General features: G+C 69.6%; 15 protein-coding genes. 9 read left to right on the top strand and 6 right to left on the bottom strand.

The window, feature by feature from the left end; genetic code table 11:
* Window positions 1-121 precede the first annotated feature (121 nt).
* Genes JQX13_RS31380 through JQX13_RS55580 form a run of 4 tightly spaced genes read left to right on the top strand, consistent with a single transcriptional unit; the run spans window position 122 to window position 4255 of the window.
* Entirely contained in the window at window positions 122-1009 is an 888-nt protein-coding gene (locus JQX13_RS31380; RefSeq protein WP_203403146.1) for an MXAN_2561 family MXYO-CTERM-anchored protein, read from the top strand.
* Window positions 1006-1725 carry an MXAN_2562 family outer membrane beta-barrel protein gene (locus JQX13_RS31385; RefSeq protein ID WP_203403147.1) on the top strand — a complete coding sequence of 240 codons (720 nt, stop codon included), beginning with the start codon at window positions 1006-1008 and terminating at the stop codon, window positions 1723-1725. Before JQX13_RS31380 ends, JQX13_RS31385 begins: the two co-directional genes overlap by 4 nt.
* A gap of 7 nt (window positions 1726-1732) precedes the next feature.
* Entirely contained in the window at window positions 1733-3577 is a 1845-nt protein-coding gene (locus JQX13_RS31390; protein ID WP_203403148.1) for a PKD domain-containing protein, read from the top strand.
* A 9-nt stretch (window positions 3578-3586) separates the two neighbouring features.
* Window positions 3587-4255, top strand: a complete 669-nt coding sequence (locus tag JQX13_RS55580) for a molybdenum cofactor biosynthesis protein (protein ID WP_203403149.1) — start codon at window positions 3587-3589, stop codon at window positions 4253-4255.
* Window positions 4256-4271: 16 nt separating this feature from the next.
* Here JQX13_RS55580 and JQX13_RS31400 read toward each other — a convergent pair whose 3' ends face one another.
* The 3 genes from JQX13_RS31400 to JQX13_RS31410 all read right to left on the bottom strand — a co-directional run bounded on the left by JQX13_RS31400 (window position 4272) and on the right by JQX13_RS31410 (window position 6610).
* Window positions 4272-4907 (bottom strand): hypothetical protein, encoded by a 636-nt coding sequence (locus JQX13_RS31400; protein ID WP_343211024.1) that lies wholly within the window; start codon window positions 4905-4907, stop codon window positions 4272-4274.
* Between the two features lie 95 nt (window positions 4908-5002).
* On the bottom strand, window positions 5003-6172 hold the full coding sequence (locus JQX13_RS31405) for a M50 family metallopeptidase (protein WP_203403151.1): 1170 nt from the start codon (window positions 6170-6172) through the stop codon (window positions 5003-5005).
* 15 nt (window positions 6173-6187) lie between these two features.
* Complete coding sequence (locus JQX13_RS31410; RefSeq protein ID WP_203403152.1) at window positions 6188-6610, bottom strand: NUDIX domain-containing protein; 423 nt, start codon at window positions 6608-6610, stop codon at window positions 6188-6190.
* 73 nt (window positions 6611-6683) lie between these two features.
* On the opposite strand from JQX13_RS31410, the gene JQX13_RS31415 reads away from it, so the two are divergent.
* On the top strand, window positions 6684-7205 hold the full coding sequence (locus tag JQX13_RS31415) for a hypothetical protein (RefSeq protein ID WP_239013965.1): 522 nt from the start codon (window positions 6684-6686) through the stop codon (window positions 7203-7205).
* Between the two features lie 59 nt (window positions 7206-7264).
* The gene (gene acs, locus JQX13_RS31420; protein ID WP_203403153.1) at window positions 7265-9232 is read left to right on the top strand and encodes an acetate--CoA ligase; all 1968 of its coding nucleotides are present in this window, start codon (window positions 7265-7267) and stop codon (window positions 9230-9232) included.
* Between the two features lie 708 nt (window positions 9233-9940).
* Here the strand turns inward: acs and JQX13_RS31425 are convergent.
* Together JQX13_RS31425 and JQX13_RS31430 are read right to left on the bottom strand one after the other, a co-directional pair.
* Window positions 9941-10456, bottom strand: coding sequence for a hypothetical protein (locus tag JQX13_RS31425; RefSeq protein WP_203403154.1), 516 nt, complete (start codon window positions 10454-10456; stop codon window positions 9941-9943).
* 50 nt (window positions 10457-10506) lie between these two features.
* Window positions 10507-10857 (bottom strand): hypothetical protein, encoded by a 351-nt coding sequence (locus JQX13_RS31430; RefSeq protein ID WP_343211157.1) that lies wholly within the window; start codon window positions 10855-10857, stop codon window positions 10507-10509.
* 634 nt (window positions 10858-11491) lie between these two features.
* Between JQX13_RS31430 and JQX13_RS31435 the strand changes: the two genes are divergently transcribed.
* On the top strand, window positions 11492-12043 hold the full coding sequence (locus JQX13_RS31435) for a hypothetical protein (RefSeq protein ID WP_203403155.1): 552 nt from the start codon (window positions 11492-11494) through the stop codon (window positions 12041-12043).
* A gap of 4 nt (window positions 12044-12047) precedes the next feature.
* The gene (locus JQX13_RS31440) at window positions 12048-12266 is read left to right on the top strand and encodes a PPC domain-containing protein (protein ID WP_203403156.1); all 219 of its coding nucleotides are present in this window, start codon (window positions 12048-12050) and stop codon (window positions 12264-12266) included.
* A gap of 56 nt (window positions 12267-12322) precedes the next feature.
* Here the strand turns inward: JQX13_RS31440 and JQX13_RS31445 are convergent, their stop codons facing one another.
* Window positions 12323-15649 carry an ELWxxDGT repeat protein gene (locus JQX13_RS31445; protein ID WP_203403157.1) on the bottom strand — a complete coding sequence of 1109 codons (3327 nt, stop codon included), beginning with the start codon at window positions 15647-15649 and terminating at the stop codon, window positions 12323-12325.
* Window positions 15650-16376: 727 nt separating this feature from the next.
* Here JQX13_RS31445 and JQX13_RS31450 point away from each other — a divergent pair.
* A complete protein-coding gene (locus JQX13_RS31450) occupies window positions 16377-16751 on the top strand; it encodes a hypothetical protein (protein WP_203412632.1) in 375 nt (124 codons plus the stop codon).
* The last annotated feature ends 162 nt before the right edge of the window (window positions 16752-16913 follow it).

Genomic DNA, 16913 nt, shown 5'->3' on the forward strand with positions numbered 1-16913 from the left:
GGCAAGTCCGCCGGACCGCCCCTTGCCCATTTGACCGGGCGGGCTCCGTTTCCCGCTCGGAAATCAGGGGAGGGAGGGCCGGGTGTCTCCTGGCCCCGGGCTTGCTACCCTCCCGCACGCCATGCGCACCCTTCTCCTCACCGCCGCGCTGCTCGTCTCATCCGCGGCGTTCGGCCAAATCCAGATCCAGAGCCTCAACGGGGCGGACACCCTGAGCGTCGGTCCGAAACAGTGCGGATCCACCGTCCCCTTCAACTGGACGATCAATTTCTACCCTTGCGCCCGGGGGTCACTCGCGCTGTGGATCACCGTTGACCCGTCCTGCAAGGACGAGGCGGGAGATCAGACGGGAGCGACGTCTCCGCTGCCCTCCATCCCGTACGACACCATCATCAACCAGGGCGGTCAGGGGCAATCCACCTTCCCCGTGTCGGACCTGCCCATCTTCTCCACTGGGGAAGGGGGCGTGACCTGCGGTGCCCAGGGCGTCTCCAAGACGGTGCAGCTGTGCGCGTCGGCGCGTCCGGACAGCTATGGGAGCTGCTCTTCCACCCTGACGAGGGTGCAGGCACCGTTGAAGATCACCTATGACACGCAGGGGCCGGAGGCACCTACCATCACCCAGGTGGCCGGGTTGGACAGGGCCCTTCGGATCAACGTCAGAGCACCCGCCGATGCCAACCGGGTGCGGGTGGTGGTGTTGCGGGATGACGTCGAGGTCACCTCGAGGACGCAGGGCGTGGACGCGGGCTCCATCCGGGTGGAGAACCTGGAGAACGAGGTGACGTACCAGGTCCGTGCCTACGCCATCGATGAGGCGGACAACGAGAGCGAGCAGTTCGCCACCGGAGAGGGGACCCCGACCCGGAGCCTGGGTTTCTATGAGTATTACCGGGAGATGGGTGGGACGGAGACGGGCGGGTGTAGCGCCACGGGCGGAGGTCTGGCGGGCGGTGCGGTGCTGGCCGTCCTGGGAATCTGGCTGTCCTCAAGGAGAAATCGTTCATGACTCGAGCAGTAGCCCTCGGCCTCGCGGTGGCCCTCACCGCACTCCCTGGCGAGGCGCAGGAGCCTTCCGACGTACCCAACCAATCGCCTCGCAGCGGCTCCGTGGAGTTCCGGCTCGGCGGCTACCGGCCGCAGATGGAAGCGGAGGATTCGCTCAACGGTGAGGATCCATTCGGGGCGGTGTTCGGCAGCTCGAACATGCTGCTCTTCGAAGCGGAGCTGCAGCGCTTCTTCTACCAGGGCATCGGCTCGGCGGGCGTGAGCCTGTCCCTGGGTTACGCGGAGAAGTACGCCGCCGCCCTGAAGCCCGAGGGGGGCGTGTCCGCCGAGCGCACCGGCTTCCACGTGCTGCCCATCCGCGTGCGCGGCGTCTACCGGTTCGACTACCCCGCGTTCCGCTGGGGCTTCCCCCTGGTTCCCTACGTGAAGCCCGGCCTCGTCTACATTCCATGGTGGAGCACCAAGGGTGGAAACGTGGAGAGGCTCCCCGACGGCAGGGCGAGCGGTGGCAAGCTGGGCTGGGAGGTGTCTGGCGGCGTGTCCTTCCTGCTGGACGTGCTGGAGCCGCGGCTGGCGCGTGACTTCGACACGGACCTCGGCGTGAATCACAGCTATCTCTTCGCCGAGTACACCTACGCGAAAGTGAACAACTTCGGCGGCCAGGGACTCAATCTCTCGGACTCGTACTGGATGTTCGGTCTGGCGCTGGATTACTAGGCCGTACATGGAACCCCATGTGCGTGTCTCCCTTCGAGCGCTGACAGCCTTCTTCCTGGTATCCGTGGCCCTGGTGGGTCCCGGCTGTCGGCGGGCGGTGAAGCCAGAGGCGGGGGGAGATCGCACGGTGGAGGCCGGCGTGCCGGAGGGCTTCGGTTCCGAGGCCCGGGGCGCGCCGGAGGTGCGTTGGGACTTCGGAGACGGCACGCCGCCCCAGAAGGGCGCGCGGGTGTCCCATGCCTTCCCGCGCGCGGGCACCTTCACGGTGCGCGCGCTGGAAGAGGACAAGGACGAGGTGCTGGCCAGTGCCACGGTGACGGTGGTGCCCCGGCCGGTGCTGCGCGCCATCCCCGCCGACGCGGAGGTGGCCCTCTTCTTCCCCCAACTGCGTGGCAACGTAGAGCCCCTGGTGGACTTCTCCGCGCGGCTGATGGGCGAGGCGCAGGCGCGCCGGTCGTTGGAGGAGGCCCCGCTGCTGTCGTTGGTGTTGAGCGACCTGCGTGGGCAGCCCCGGGTGGTGGACCCGGAGGAGGGCGTGGGCTTCTTCTCCCTGCCCGGCTTCGAGGGCACGGTGGCGCTGCTGGGCGTGACGGAGACCCAGGCGGCCCTGGACGCGGTGGTGAAGGAGTTGGAGTCGGGTGGGGCGGGGGTGGTGCGGCGTGAGCCCGAGGGCTCCGTCCACCTCCAGCGCGAGAGCGGCGCGCCGCTGCTGCTGTTCCCGGACCGGGGCTACCTCTACTTGGTGGTGCCGGACACGGAGGAGTCGGACGGCGCGGAGACGGTGCGAGCCCAGGTGGTGAAGGTCCAGGCCCAGGTGGGTGGAGCGCCCGCGGACGCGACGACGTTGGAGGCGATTCGCGCGCGCATCACCGGCATGAGCGGCCCGGGGTTGTCCGAGGTGCCGCTGCTCACCGAGCTGCGCTCGAAGGTGGGGGCGGGCAACGTCCACCTCTTCGCGCGTGCCGAGGGCGAGGAGGCCTCCTCCGGCATCCGGGGCCTCTGGGCGGCGCTCAAGGTCGACGGGGGCCGGGCGGACCTGGAGGGCTGGGTGGCCTCGGAGCAGTCCCTCTTCGATGGCAAGAGCGCACCCGGCTCGGAGCTGCTGGGGAAGGCGCCCGCGGGGCCCTTCGCCGCGTTGATGGTGTCCATTCCACCGGAGGAGCTGGCGAAGCTCGTCTTCGGAGCGCCCGGTTCGGAGCGCCGCGCGCGCACGCAGCAGCGCCTGCTGGGCGAGGGGTTCGACGCGTCCGAGGTGGATGGCCTCCTGGGCGCGCTGCGCGGCGACCTGACGCTGCTGGCCTACTTCGACGCGGCGGCCTTCTACCGCAACTTCATCCGGGGCAACCGGCGTCCGGAACCCCGCGGCACGCTGCTCTTCCAGGCGGGCCTCGTCCGCTCCGAGCCGGTGCTGGATTGGCTCACGAAGCGGCTCCAGGCGCGCGGGCAGCCCTTCGAGGTGGTCAAGGGCGCGGACGCCACGCGCCTGCGCACGCGGGTGATGGAGCAGCCAGTGGAGCTCACCATTTCCGCGGACCGGCTGACGATGCACGGCGGCGAGTCGCTGGCGGCCCGCGCCTCGGGGGATGTGGGCGCGGCGCTGCGCGAGCGCTTCGATGCCCAGGCCTTCACGCCCGGCCACCTCTCCGCCATGGTGGACGTGGGCCGGCTGCGCGCCGAGCTGGATGCGCCCCAGGAGGTGCCCGGCGTGCCGTCGCAGCAGCTCCCCGTGGCGCGCTCCCTGGTGGGGACGCTGTTGGATCAGCTCCCGCCCGTCGAGCTCGTCTTCCTCGACTTCGCTCCCGAGCAGGGGGGCGGTCGTTTCCGGGCGCGCACCCAGCTCCGATCGCGATAGGAGGGGGCCGTGTCCGATACCCTCACCGTCCTGTACTTCGCCGCGGCGCGCGAGCGCACGGGGCTCTCGCGCGAGTCGCTGGAGCTGGCTCCGGGTGCTCGCGTGGCGGATGTGTTGCGCGTGCTGGCCACGCGTCACCCCTCGCTCGCGCCCCTGCTTCCGCACCTCCGGGTGGCGGTCAACCAGGAGTTCTGCGCGGCGGATGCCGAGGTTCCCGCTGGCGCGGAGCTGGCCCTGATTCCTCCCGTGGCCGGCGGCAGCGGCGGGCTGTTCCGCGTGGTGGACCGGCCGCTTCGGTTGGAGGAAGTGGTGGAGGCCGTGGCCGGTGAGGCCTACGGGGGTCTCGTCACCTTCTCCGGCTCGGTGCGCAACCAGACGCGGGGCCGGCGCGTGACGAAGCTGGAGTACGAGGCCTATCCGCCCATGGCGGAGAAGAAGCTGGCGGAGATCGGCGCCGAGGTGGCCGAGCGCTTCAATGGAACGCGGCTGGCCATCGTGCACCGGGTGGGAACGTTGCAGCCGGGCGAGCTGGCCGTGGTCATCGCCGCCGCCGCGCCGCACCGCAAGGAGGCGTTCCTCGGGTGCGAGTACGCCATCGAGCGGCTCAAGCAGGACGTCCCCATCTGGAAGAAGGAGTTCTACGAGGACGGTGAGGTGTGGGTGGGACTGGGGCCCTGAGCCCCGCTCCCGTGCCTCAGTACACGCCCAGGTTGGCGGGCAGCACCTTCGTGCCCGCGTCGGGCTGCGACTCCTGGGTGATGGGGCGCGCGGGCGTGTCCACTCCGAGCCGCTTGCGCTCGGCCTGCTCGCGCTCGCGCGCGGCGGCGAGGGCACGGGCGTTGGACTCGGCCATCTTCTCGGGAGAGGGCCCCGCGAAGAGGAAGCCCACCGGCAGGCTGAGGAAGAGGGCCGCGCCCATCGCCAGCCAGACGAGATCCTTCGGCTTCAGGGCCGCCTCGCGCTTGCCGGCCACGGAGGGCGCCAGCACCAGGGAGAGCTCTCCCTCGAGGATGCGCAGCCGGTCCTCCGGCGTGAGCTCGAGCCAGGACCGCTCCCCCGTCCGCCGCAGCTCCGCGTCGGGCACCGGACCGAAGGCATCGCCGTTGCGGCTGCGCTCGAGGCGCGCCGCCGGAGGGACGAAGACGCGGTAGCCGGTCTCGGTGCGCTCGGCGAGCAGGAAGGGCTCCTCCGGCAGGGTGAAGCCATAGAGGGGCAGGGGCACCGTCTCATCCGGCGCGGCGAGCACGCGCGTCAGCTCGGGGCCGAAGCTCCGGGCCTCGTTGAGGGTGGTGCCCCAGTAGAGCTCGCAGAACAGGCCCTCGTTCTTCACGTCGGTCCTCATGGCGCGGGGGAGCATAGGGCCTTCCGGGTCCGGGGGCACTGTCCGGCTGCTCGGGTGGCCGGCGTCTGGCCGGGTTCGAACGCTCAGGGAGCGGGCTCGTTCGCCATCTGGGCCCGGCCGCCGTCCGGTGTGTTCGGGGTGCCCGCATCGGGCGCGGTGGGGGAGATCCTCACCCCAACCTTCTGCGAAGGGGAGAGGGGAGGTGCGTCCTGGTCCGAGGTGTCGGGACGGCTCAGGTACCGACGCAGGTCCGCGAACGCCACCGTCAGCACCACTCCCAACAACACGAGGAAGCCCGCCGCGTGCACCAGCGTCTCCACCCGCGCGGGCACCCTGCGGCGGCTCACCGTCTCGAGGAGCACGAAGAGCATGCGCCCCCCATCCAGCGAGGGCAGGGGCAGCAGGTGGAAGAAGGCGAGCGCCAACGAGAGGCTCACCACCACGCGCAGGAAGGCGCCCAGGCCACTTCCCGCCGCGCCCGAGGACTGCTTCACCACCCCCACCGGGTTGATCGGCACGAGGCCCTGCCGGCCCTCGAGCATGCGGCCGAGCATCTTCGTCCCCTCGGTCACCAGGTTCCCCGAGTGCGCCAGCGCCTGCAGCAGCGCCTGGCCCGGGCCGTGGACGCGGTACACGTACTGCTGGCTCACCCCGATGCGGCCCTCGCCCCGCTCATCGGGACGCGGGCGCACCGACACCTCTCTCGGCTCACTCCCGCGCTCGACACCCAGCTTCAGCTCGCGGCCAGGGCTCTGGGCGATGAGCTCCACGAGCTCGGCCCAGCTCTCCAGCGGCTTGCCTTCCACGGCGACGATGCGGTCCCCCGGCAGGAGCTGGGCACGCGCCGCCTCGGAGCCGGGGGTGATGGTGCCCACGGTGAGCGGCACCACCACGTGGGTGCCCGAGGTGTAGAGCGTGAAGAGGATGCCCAGCGCGAACAGCCAGTTGGCCAGCGGCCCCGCCAGCAGCACCAGCAGCCGCTTCCAGGGGCGCTGCGCCGAGAAGCTCGTCGGGTCCGCCGGATCCAGACCTGGCTCATGGGGATTCATCCCGTGGATGCGGGCCGAGCCCCCGAGCGGCACGGCCCCGAGCACGTAGTCCGTCCCCCGGAGCCGCCAGGTGAGAACGGCCGGCCCGAAGCCGAGCGTGTACCGGGTTGCCCGGATGCCCAACAGCCGGGCGGCCACGAGGTGTCCCAGCTCGTGAAGTGCCACGAGCAGACCAAGAGCGAGGAGGAGCGGGAGGTAGTGCATCCGGGTGTGGTCGCCTCAGAGCTTCCGCCGCTGGCCCGTCCGCTTGTAGGCCAGGTAGTCGGCGAGGATGGTGCCGTGGTCGAAACACAGCTCCCGGGGCAGGGCATCCACCGGGAAGGCCTTCGCCTCGGCGGCGTCATCCGCGCCCACCGGCTCGCCCTTCGCCCGGCCGATGTAGACGGTGGAGAGGGTGTGCTTGCGCGGGTCGCGGTTCGGGTCCGAGTAGGTGAAGAACTGCTCCACCAACTCCACGTCCAGCCCCGTCTCCTCCTTCACCTCGCGCACCGCGGCCACGTCGAGGCGCTCGCCCTCGTCCACGAACCCACCGGGCAGCGCCCAGCCCAGGGGCGGGTTCTTGCGGTGGACGAGCACGATGCGGTCCCCGGGCAGCTCGATGATGCAGTCCACCGTGGGCACGGGATTCTTGAACTGGGCCATAGGGGAGCCAGTCTAGCCGCTGACCTCGCCGTTGCACCCCGCTCGTGCACCGGGATGCGCTAGCCTGCATGCCGTGGCCGCTACCCGACTGTTCCGCCCGCTCCTGATGTCCGCCCTGGCCCTGACCCTCTTCGGCATGGGCTGCACCCGTGCCTACATCCAGAAAGTGGGCCTCTACGAGTTCAAGGCCGTGGAGCTGATCCGCGACGATTGCGGCATGCTCGCCTTCTCCCCGGAAGAGGCGCTCTGGGACGGAGAGCTCCTCATCTTCGGGGAGGTCGTCCGCATGCGCTACGGGCTGCAGGACGCGCTGCTCGTGGGGCGCTTCCTCGATGGGAGCGCGTCGGACAACGACGTCTTCTCGATGGATGGCAGCGTGGCCAACGTCTCGCTCCCCGGCGATGAGGAGGCCCGGTGCTTCGTGGATCAGCTGAAGTTGCACATGGAGGGCACGACGCAGTGCGACAGGCAGTTCGACGGCGTGTTGAGTGTGCGCTACGAGCAGCGGATCCAACAGCCCGGGTGTGCCTGCCAATTGTGGGTTCGTTATCAGGCCGTCGAGAAAGGCAAGTCCCCTTGCTACTCCTCTCCTTGAGGGAGGGCACGCGAGGCTTCTAGAACGGGGCTCCTGACGTCGTTGCACTGGAGGAGCCCATGGCTGAAGCGCCTCGTCCGCCGTCGCAGGAGTTTCACTCCGTCCTCGCCGAGAACCGTGTCTTCCCGCCCCCGCCGGAGTTCGCGAGCCGCGCCCACATCCGCGGCATGGAGGACTATCGCCGGCTGTGGGACGAGGCCGAGAGGGACCCCGACGCCTACTGGGGCGCCCGTGCGCGCGAGGAGCTGTACTGGAAGGAGCCCTTCCAGACGGTGCTCGAGTGGAAGCCGCCGCACGCGCGGTGGTTCGTCGAGGGCCGCACCAACCTGGCCTACAACTGCCTGGACCGGCACCTGGACGAGCGCCGGGACAAGACGGCCATCCTCTTCGAGGGCGAGCCCGGCGACCGGCGCAAGGTGACGTATGGGGAGCTGGCGCGAGACGTGAACCGGCTGGCCAACGGCCTGCGCTCGCTGGGCGTGCGCAAGGGAGACCGGGTGGGCATCTACCTGCCGATGATTCCCGAGGCCGCGGTGGCCATGCTGGCGTGTGCCCGGATTGGCGCGGTGCACTCGGTGGTGTTCGGCGGCTTCTCGGCCGAGGCCCTGCTGGAGCGCATGAACGACGCGGGCGCCCGGGTGCTCCTCACCGCGGACGGTGGCTGGCGCAAGGGCGCGGTGGTGCCGCTGCTGGAGAACGTGCGCAAGGCGATGCCGCAGATGAACAGCCTGGAGCGCGTGGTGGTGTTCCAGCGCACCACGCAGGGTACGTTGCAGCTGAGCGACAAGGAGCTGGCGTGGAGCGAGCTGGTGTCGAAGCAGTCCGACACCTGCGAGCCCGAGTGGGTGGAGAGCGAGCACCCGCTGTTCATCCTCTACACCTCGGGCAGCACGGGCAAACCCAAGGGCGTGCTGCACACCACGGGCGGCTACGCGGTGAATGCCTCGCTCACCACGCGCTGGGTGTTCGACCTGAAGGACGAGGACATCTATTGGTGCACCGCCGACGTGGGCTGGGTGACGGGACACAGCTACGTCGTCTATGGCCCGCTGATGAACGGCGCCACCACCATCATCTACGAGGGCGCGCCCAACCACCCGGGGCCGGACCGCTTCTGGGAGCTGATCGCCCGCGAGAAGATCACCATCCTCTACACGGCGCCCACGGCCATCCGCGCCTTCATGCGCCTGGGCGACGAGCACCCGAAGCGGCACGACCTGTCCTCGCTGCGGGTGCTCGGCTCGGTGGGCGAGCCCATCAACCCCGAGGCATGGATGTGGTACCGCGACGTCATCGGCGGCGGACGCTGCCCCGTGGTGGACACCTGGTGGCAGACGGAGACGGGCAGCATCATGCTCTCGCCGCTGCCTGGAGCCACGCCCACCAAGCCCGGGAGCGCCACGCTGCCGCTGCCCGGAATCCACGCCGAGGTGTTGGACAGACAAGGCAACCCGGTGCCGGCGAACCAGGGCGGCCTGCTCTTCGTCACGAGGCCATGGCCCTCCATGCTGCGCACCGTGTACGGGGACCCGGACCGGTACGTGCGGACGTACTTCAGCGAGCTGCCCGGCAAGTACTTCACCGGTGACGGCGCGCGCCGGGACAACGACGGCTACTTCTGGCTGATGGGACGCGTGGACGACGTGGTGAACGTGGCGGGCCACCGCCTGGGCACGGCCGAGGTGGAGAGCGCGCTGGTGGCCCACAAGTCCGTCTCCGAGGCCGCCGTGGTGGGCCGCCCGGACGAGCTCAAGGGCACCGCGCTGGTGGCCTTCGTCACCCTGAAGAAGGGCATCGCGCCCTCGCCGGAGCTCAAGAAGGAACTGAGCGCGCACGTGACGAAGGAGATCGGCGCCATCGCCCGGCCGGATGAAATCCGCTTCGCGGAAGGGCTGCCCAAGACGCGCTCGGGGAAGATCATGCGTCGGCTGTTGCGCGACGTGGCTGGAGGCAAGCAGACCACGGGCGACGTCACCACGCTCGAGGACCTCAACGTCCTCGCGACGCTGCGCAGCAACGAGGAGTAACTCCTGTCACTCCCAACGAATTGGAGGCGGCGGGAATCGAACCCGCGCCGGGCGGTGCGAAACTCCCAGCAGAATCGCGCCCTTACCTCGCAACCGCCCGGAATGCTTGGGAGTCGGTATCCCGCCGCGTCCCGTCTCATCCCGGCCTGTCCCAGCACATTCCGCAGACTCCTGCGACATACATGCAACATGGCCCACCTGTTGAGCGCTGAGACTCGTGGTGAGCGCCGGGGCTCGCGGCGAGCCCTTAGGGTAGTGGCCAGCCTCCAGGCCGGACACGGGCCTCGCGGTGAGCGCTGGGGGCTCGTGGCGAGCGTCTAGGCCGGACTCGTAGGACGCGCGCCTCGCGGTGAGCGCTGGAGCTCGCCCAGCCTCGGGCTCGTGGGCGGACAACCGGGCGCGTGCAAAAACCTTCGCTGACCGCTTGGCGCACCTGAGCGTAGGGCTACCTCAATCCGCAAAGTCCTCAAGCGAGATCACGCGGTGTGGCGCTTTTTCGAAATACGATGCGCCGCAGGAATAACTCCCTCCTGGGGTCTTCATGGCTCGGGCCTCGTCTGCGGTGAAGATGTAGACCAGGAAACCGACGGTATTCATTGAGAGGAGCGCTCCAAGCCACCCCGGCCGGGCGCCTCCCTCTAGACGTCCAACGGACAACACCGTGGCCCTCGGAGTCAGCGGGGGCCACGGGTGCTGCCGGAGCGCTCGTCACCAGACGAATCGCTGGCAGCCGAGCGCCGTCATCCGCTGGCAGTTCTCGGCGTTCTCGGGGCAGGGACCGACCTGCACGGCCCTCGCCAGATACGTCCTGCCCGCGACGAGGGGCCGCGCGTCATAGCCCTTCCGATCGCTCGCCGGCCTCACATCGTATTCGACGGGCGACTCGATGAAGGGCTGCTCGAGAGCCACCTCGTGGAACGGCTCGGAGTCGGCGGCACCCAGTCCCCACACGAGGTGGCCGCTGCACGAGCAGGTCTCCACCTCCTCCTGTTTCGAGGGCTCACTGCACTCGATGACCTCGAAGCGGTGGAGCTTGCCTCCCTCCCAGGAGAAGCGAGGCGAGCCGGCCCCGCGCTCCATTCGCAGAGAGAGCTGCGCGGGCGGGGGCTCGGGGACGGGCTCGGTATCATCCCAATCGGGTTGGCAGGCCGTCGCCAGGGACAAGGCGAACAGCGCGCCGAAGCCGCGGATGAAGGAAGACTTCGTGGTGTGTCGTGCGTTCATGGTTTCGCTCCCAGAGTGTCCTGCTTCAACACCACGGGTGCGCGAAACTGTTACACGACACCGACGCGCGGACCCGAAAGGGGGCCCGCGCGTCGGTCACCTCGACGGACTACCCGAGGATGCGGGTGCAAACGCCCTCGGGGCGGGGGCCGCACGTCCACCTCCGTCCAGCGCAGCCGCTGCTGCAGCGAGTGCGCCTGATACGCCCGCAGCGCGTCCTCGTGCCCTTGTGCGGGCATAGCCCCTCTTTTCTCCAGGAGGCGCAGCACCCGGTGGCGCACCACCCTCAGCAGGCGCTCCACCTCGTCTTGCGTGGGTGGCGGCAGCGGCTCGAAGTGCACGCCGCCCTCCCTCTGCACGAAAGCACCGTCTGGCACCAGCGAGTGGAAGTGCGGCGTCACCTGCAAGGCGGAGCCGAAGAGCTGGATGAACGAGCGCGGCCCCTACCTGCCCACGACGGATGCCCTGCCTCCGCGCTCGCCGACGTTGCAGCTGGCGGTTGATGCAGGTCACGGCCGGGTGGACGGACCTCTGCTCGACGGACAAGAACCCGCTCGCCGAGAGCGTCGACCTGACGAACTGCACGCGGGCCATCGACCGTGACAGGAGCAAGCCCTGGGCGCGCAACTACTACGGCTCGTACAGCCAGCTCCTCGTCGGCAACAAGCTGCTCGCCTTCAACCACGGAGAGAACAAGAACGATGGTTGCTCGGACAGGTGCGTCCAGAACACCATCAATCAGGAGATCTCCTGCAGGACCTGCTCCCTGTGCGGTGGCGGGGACTGCTCGCAGTCCTACAACGGCTTCGTCGGCCTCTCCTGGCAGTACGATGACGAGGCCCATAACTGGGGCATGCATCCCCACATCGACGAGGGGCCCATCGTCTACCGGCCACCGGGTACCTCTCGGGAGGAGCGAAGGCGACGGAGGGACTCCGCCATCCGCGCGCGATCGTCGCCGGTGATTACATCTACGTCTTCTATCACGAGGTCGGTTACGGGACGCCCGGGACGGCCTACGGGCGAGGCGTCCGGGTGGCCCGCTCACCTGCCTCGGAGCAGGGCCGGCCCGGGACGAGGAAGACGTGGTGCGACGGCACCTGGGTGGATTCGCTGCCCGCCGGGTTCAACAAGGACAACATCGCGGCGTTCTACGAGGTCCCTGGCGGCTGCGCGACGCCGATCTCCGATGGCAACCCGGTCAGCTTCGCCGTTGCCGCCTCCACGAGCGGCGGCTTCCTGGGGCTCTCGGAGCACCTGGTCGACGTTCCCACCCAGAAATGGGAGGTCCGCCTGTACTCGTCACCCGATCTCGTGCACTGGACCTTCATGACCACGATCCGGCAGACCGATGGGAGCTGGGACACCGGCGACCTCCACTTCCCGGCCTTCCTCTCGGCCAACGACTGGCGGAGCGATCTGGTGAGCGAGAACGCGTTCTACGTCGTCGGGACCATCAACACCTCGGAGCCGCGCATGCGCGCCCTTCCTGGGGCGAACCGGCGGGACGGCCGCGTACATCACGAGCAATACGGCGAGCACCACACAGAACTACCGGACGCAGCAGCTGCGCCTCTCCGCTGGTGAGCAGGTGACGCTGGGCGTCTGTGGCGCAGCGGCGGCGTTCAGCGGCGATACCTACCTCCGCCTCTACGGTCCCTCCGGCGCCGAGGTCGCCTCGAACGACGATAGCCGCGGGCTGGGATCGCAGATCAGCTACACCGTCCCCACGACCGGCACGTACACGCTGCGCATGGGCTGCTACAACAGCGGGAACTGCAGCGGGACCGTCGTCTGGAATGTGCCGTAGCCTCCCGGTACCGGCAGTCACAGGACCCCAGGCGGACTGGGGTCCTGGTGACGCCCTCAGACCCGAGGACGGCGCATCCGGAGGAAGGCCCCCATCAGCAGGAGGGAGGCCCAGGCCGCACCGGCTCCCGGCGCGCTCGTGGCGCCGCAACCGCAGCCGCTCCCGTCCTCCTCGCCGCCACCATCACCTCCGCCACCATCACCTCCGCCACCATCACCTCCGCCACCATCACCCCCGCCGCCGCCTCCTCCATCCCCCGGGTTGGTCGTCGCGGCGCTCACCGTCACCGGGAAGGTGCAGGTGGCCTGATTGCCGGCCGGGTCCTTCGCCACCACGGACACCTGCGTGGTGCCCACGGGGAAGAGGCTCCCCGAGACAGGGGTGGTGGTCACCGTGACGCTGCCCACCGCGTCCGTTGCCTGGATGGCGGGCAGCGTCACCTGCACGCCGTCCTGGCTGGTGGCCTGCGCGGACACCGGGCCCGGGCAGGTGAGCGCCGGCGCGGTGGTGTCCTGCACCTTCACGTTGAAGGTGCACGTGGCCTCGTTGTCCGCGGCGTCCCTGGCCGTCACCGTCACCTGCGTGGTGCCCAGCGGGAAGGTGCTCCCCGAAGCTTGGCTGTAGGTGAGGGTTGGGGGCGCCGGTTGATCATCCGTCGCGGTCGCCGCCGGGTAGCTCACCTCGGCGCCGGAGGCCGAGGTGGCTTCCGCCGTAACATCCGCCGGGCAGCTCACGGTGGGGGGCTCGCGATCGGAGAGGATGAAATCCAACGACACCGTGTGCGGCTCCCGGCCCGTCGTCCCATCATTGGCGGAGAAGATGATCTGTCTGCCCGCCAGGGTGAAGCCCATGGGATTGGAGTGCTCCTCCCCCGGCGCGATGTCCACCAGCATCGAGGTGCCCTTCGCCGTTCCATCGCTCGTCCACGGCTCCAGGCCGTGCACGCCATCGGTCGCGGCGAACACCACCCTGCCAGCGGTTGGCAGCCCGAGCATGCGCGCGTCCACGTTCAGCCCTGACCCGGTCCCCGGCAGCAGGTCCGCCACCCGCAGGGTCCCCGCCGAAGTCCCGTCGCTCACCCACAACTCGAAGCCCTCTCCAGACGTGACCGCCCCGAAGAAGACACGATCACCCACCGCGGTGATGCCGAGTGGCATCGAGCCGATGGCGCCCGGCTGGAGGTCTTTCACCAGGACGGTGCCCTCCGCGGTGCCGTCGCTCTTCCACAACTCCGGGCCATGGCGGCCGTCATCCGCCACGAAGTAGAGCGTGTTGCCCACCGCGGTGAGGTGCTGGGGGTTGCTGTTGCCCCAGTCCGGGTTGATGTCCGCCACCCGCACCGTGCCCGCCTCGGTACCGTCGCTCTTCCACAGCTCCAGGCCGAAGAAGTCGGTGTACACGGAGAAGAAGAGCGTCCCGTTCACCGCCATGAGCGACTTCGGGTAGCTGCTGCCGGAGGTGTTGAGGTCCCTCACCAGCCGGGTGCCTGCCTCGGTGCCATCGCTCACCCACAGCTCGATGCCGCTCGCGGCCGTGTCGGCCGTGAAGAAGAGCCGGTCACCCACCGCGACCATCTGGGAGGGGTAGGAGCTCTGGGCGCCTGGCTCGAGGTCCTTCACCTGGAAGGTGCCAGGAGCCGTCCCGTCCGTCCGCCACAGCTCGATTCCCGCCGAGGGCTCGAACGCCGAGAAGAAGGTCACGCTTCCAGCCCTGATGAACGACGCGGGGAAGCTGCCGTTGGCACCCGGGACGAGGTCCTTCAACATCGCCGTCCCCGCTCTCGTCCCATCGCTCACCCAGGGCTCGTTCCCGGCGCTGGTGTAGATGTTGAAATAGAGTGTCCCGCCCGCGTTGGTGAGCCACGCCGCGGAGGTGAACAGGGAGGAGTCGGTCACCTGGAAGGTGCCCGCCGGGGTGCCGTCCGTTCTCCACAGGCCGTAGCCGCTGTCCGCGTGGCTCACGGAGAAGAAGGCCGCGTCGTTCAGGCTCACGAAGGGGGCGAGGGCGTCTCCCGGGAGGGAGTCGTCCGTGCTGGGGAAGATGTCGCGCACCAGTGCGGCACGGCTCCCGGGGGCGCCGTCCGTCTTCCACAGCTCGGTGCCCTGGCTGCCGCGCCCCACGAAGAAGAGGATGGAGCCCGTGGAGGAGAGCCCCTGGAGGGAGGAGGGCACCTCGGTGGCGGCGTCCAGCGCCTCCACGGTGCTGTCGGCGGTTCCCTCCGTCACGAAGAGCTTCGTCCGGCCCTCTCCGTCCAGCGCCAGGAAGGCGAGCTTGCCTCCATGGGGGGTCAGCTCGGAGGGCTGGGCGCTGCCGGCGCCAGGCCGCAGATCCTTCACCAGCACCGTGCCCGCCTCGGTGCCGTCGCTCTTCCACAGCTCCTGGCCGCTCACTCCATCATCGGCCAGGAAGTAGAGGGTGCTGCCCACCGCGACGAGCGACTGGAGGCTCGGGCTGCCGCTCCCCGCGACGATGTCCTTCACCAGCACCGTGCCCGCCTCGGTGCCGTCGCTCTTCCACAGCTCCTGGCCGCTCACTCCATCATCGGCCAGGAAGTAGAGGGTGCTGCCCACCGCGACGAGCGACTGGAGGTTCGGGCTGCCGCTCCCCGCGACGATGTCCTTCACCAGCACCGTGCCCGCCTCGCTGCCATCGCTCTTCCACAGCTCGCGGCCGTTCGCCGCGGTCCGGGCGGTGAAGAAGAGGGTGCCGCCCACGTCGGTGAGCGCCTCGGGGCTGCCGCTGTCCTGGGCCGCCGCGGCGTCCTTGACGAGGACCGTGCCCGCCCCGGTGCCGTCGGTGCGCCACAGCTCCCGGCCGAAGTTCTCGGTGGTGGCGGAGAAATACACGTAAGCGCCCGAGCGCCGGAGGCCCGCCGGGGCGGAGCTGCCCGAGCCCGTCTGGAGGTCCTTCACCAGGACGGTGCCCGCCTCGGTGCCGTCGCTCCTCCACAGCTCCTGGCCCTGGCCGGGCTTGCCGTGGCTGAAGAGCAGCGTGTCTCCCAGCGTCGCGGCCGCCGAGGGCAGGGGCGTGTCGGCGGGCCCCGCGGTGAGGTCCGCCACCTGCTTCGTTCCCGCCTGGGTTCCGTCCGTGCGCCACAGCTCGCTGCCGGACTCCGGGCTGCGGGCCATGAAGAAGAGCTGGCGGGTGCCGGCCGCGAGCCCCTTCACGGAGGAGCTGGGGAAGGCCAGCGAAATATCCCGGAGCAGGTAGGTGCCCGCCTCCGTCCCATCCGTCCGCCACAGCTCGGTCCCGTGCGTGCCGTCAGTGGCCGTGAAAAAGAGCTCGTTGCCGAGGATTCCCACGGGCGCGGGGGAGGCGCTCCCCGCCTGCCGGGAGGACGAGAGATTGCGAACGAGCGTCGACGCCAGCGGCGTTGCGCCCATTTTGTCCGGGCGCGAGCCTGCCGCGGTCTCCCGGGCCGCACTCCCGGAACTCTCTGAACATCCTCCAAGCGAGAGCAGCGCTCCAATCGCCAGGACCTGTTTGCTGTGCCATCTCATGCTGTCGTTCTCCGGGCTTCGGAGCTGGGCTCCGATGGGGTGATGGGCCCTGACAAAACCACTTCACCAGCAACTGCGCCCTCGGGCGTGCCGGCCGCATCCCTGGTTTTGTCAGGACCTCCAAGCTTCATGTCTGGCCACCAGGACTCATGCGCTGCTCGCGCACGGCCATGGCCACCCCGTGGCATTCCCGCTGGTGTTCAAAAGATTGTCAAACGGCGGAGATGTGGGGCGCAGGCGGATGAGCCCGAACACGGGCCTTGGCCGCGGAGGAGTTCACCATCTGTGCTTGTGGAGCCGGCCTTCACCACCCTGGGCAACGAGCACCCGTTCGCCGAGTGCGGCTCGCCATCTCGGTGCGTGTGGAGCCTCGCCACGGGTATCGTTCCAGGCGCCTTCCACAACCCGCGGACGCGGCCCCCCTTCTCCGGCACTTGCAGCACCCGGATGTTGCACGCTGGTCTCGTCATCGAGCGCACCGCGGACGCGCAGGTGGCTGGCGGCGCGTCACCGGCTGCCTCCGACCGCGACCCTCTACACGCCCAATCCGCTGCCGATCCGCGGCGTGGTGGCGCTAGCGGGCCCAGGGGACCTCGCGCGATTCATTCAGGTGGTCCCGCGCTACTCGGACGCCATCAACCAACTCTTCGGGAGCGGAACCCCGGAGCAGATCGCCGCGCGGATGAAAGAGGGCTCGCCGGTGGAGCTCCTGCCACTCGGCGTCCCGCAGGTGTTCGTGAACGGCACGAAGGACACGTCGGTCCCGCTCGAGGTCGTCGAGGAGTTCGCGGCGAAGGCGAAGGCGGCGGGCGACAAGACGGCCATCGTCCGGATCGCGGAAGGCCAGCACTTCGAGTCTGTCGACCCCGCGAACCCGATAGCGGGGGCGGCCATCCAGCGCTCGATCCTCGATTTCCTCGGCGTCAATGCGCCTCGCGGTGCGCATGAGGCGGGGGCGTGCCCGGCCTCCCGGGCGTCGCGCTGAGCGGACGCGGGCGGTGGGGGGGGGGGCGCTTTCCTGACGTCACGCCTGCCAGCGGGGCCGCCAGTGCAATCACGGTCAGCGGCCCTGCCTCCTGGTGAAGAGGCTGGGCTCGCGCCAGGGTGGAGCCCATATGGAGCGCGCTCATGACACCTGGAGGACGGT

Source organism: Archangium violaceum (assembly GCF_016859125.1).
Classification (GTDB): Bacteria; Myxococcota; Myxococcia; order Myxococcales; family Myxococcaceae; genus Archangium; species Archangium violaceum_A.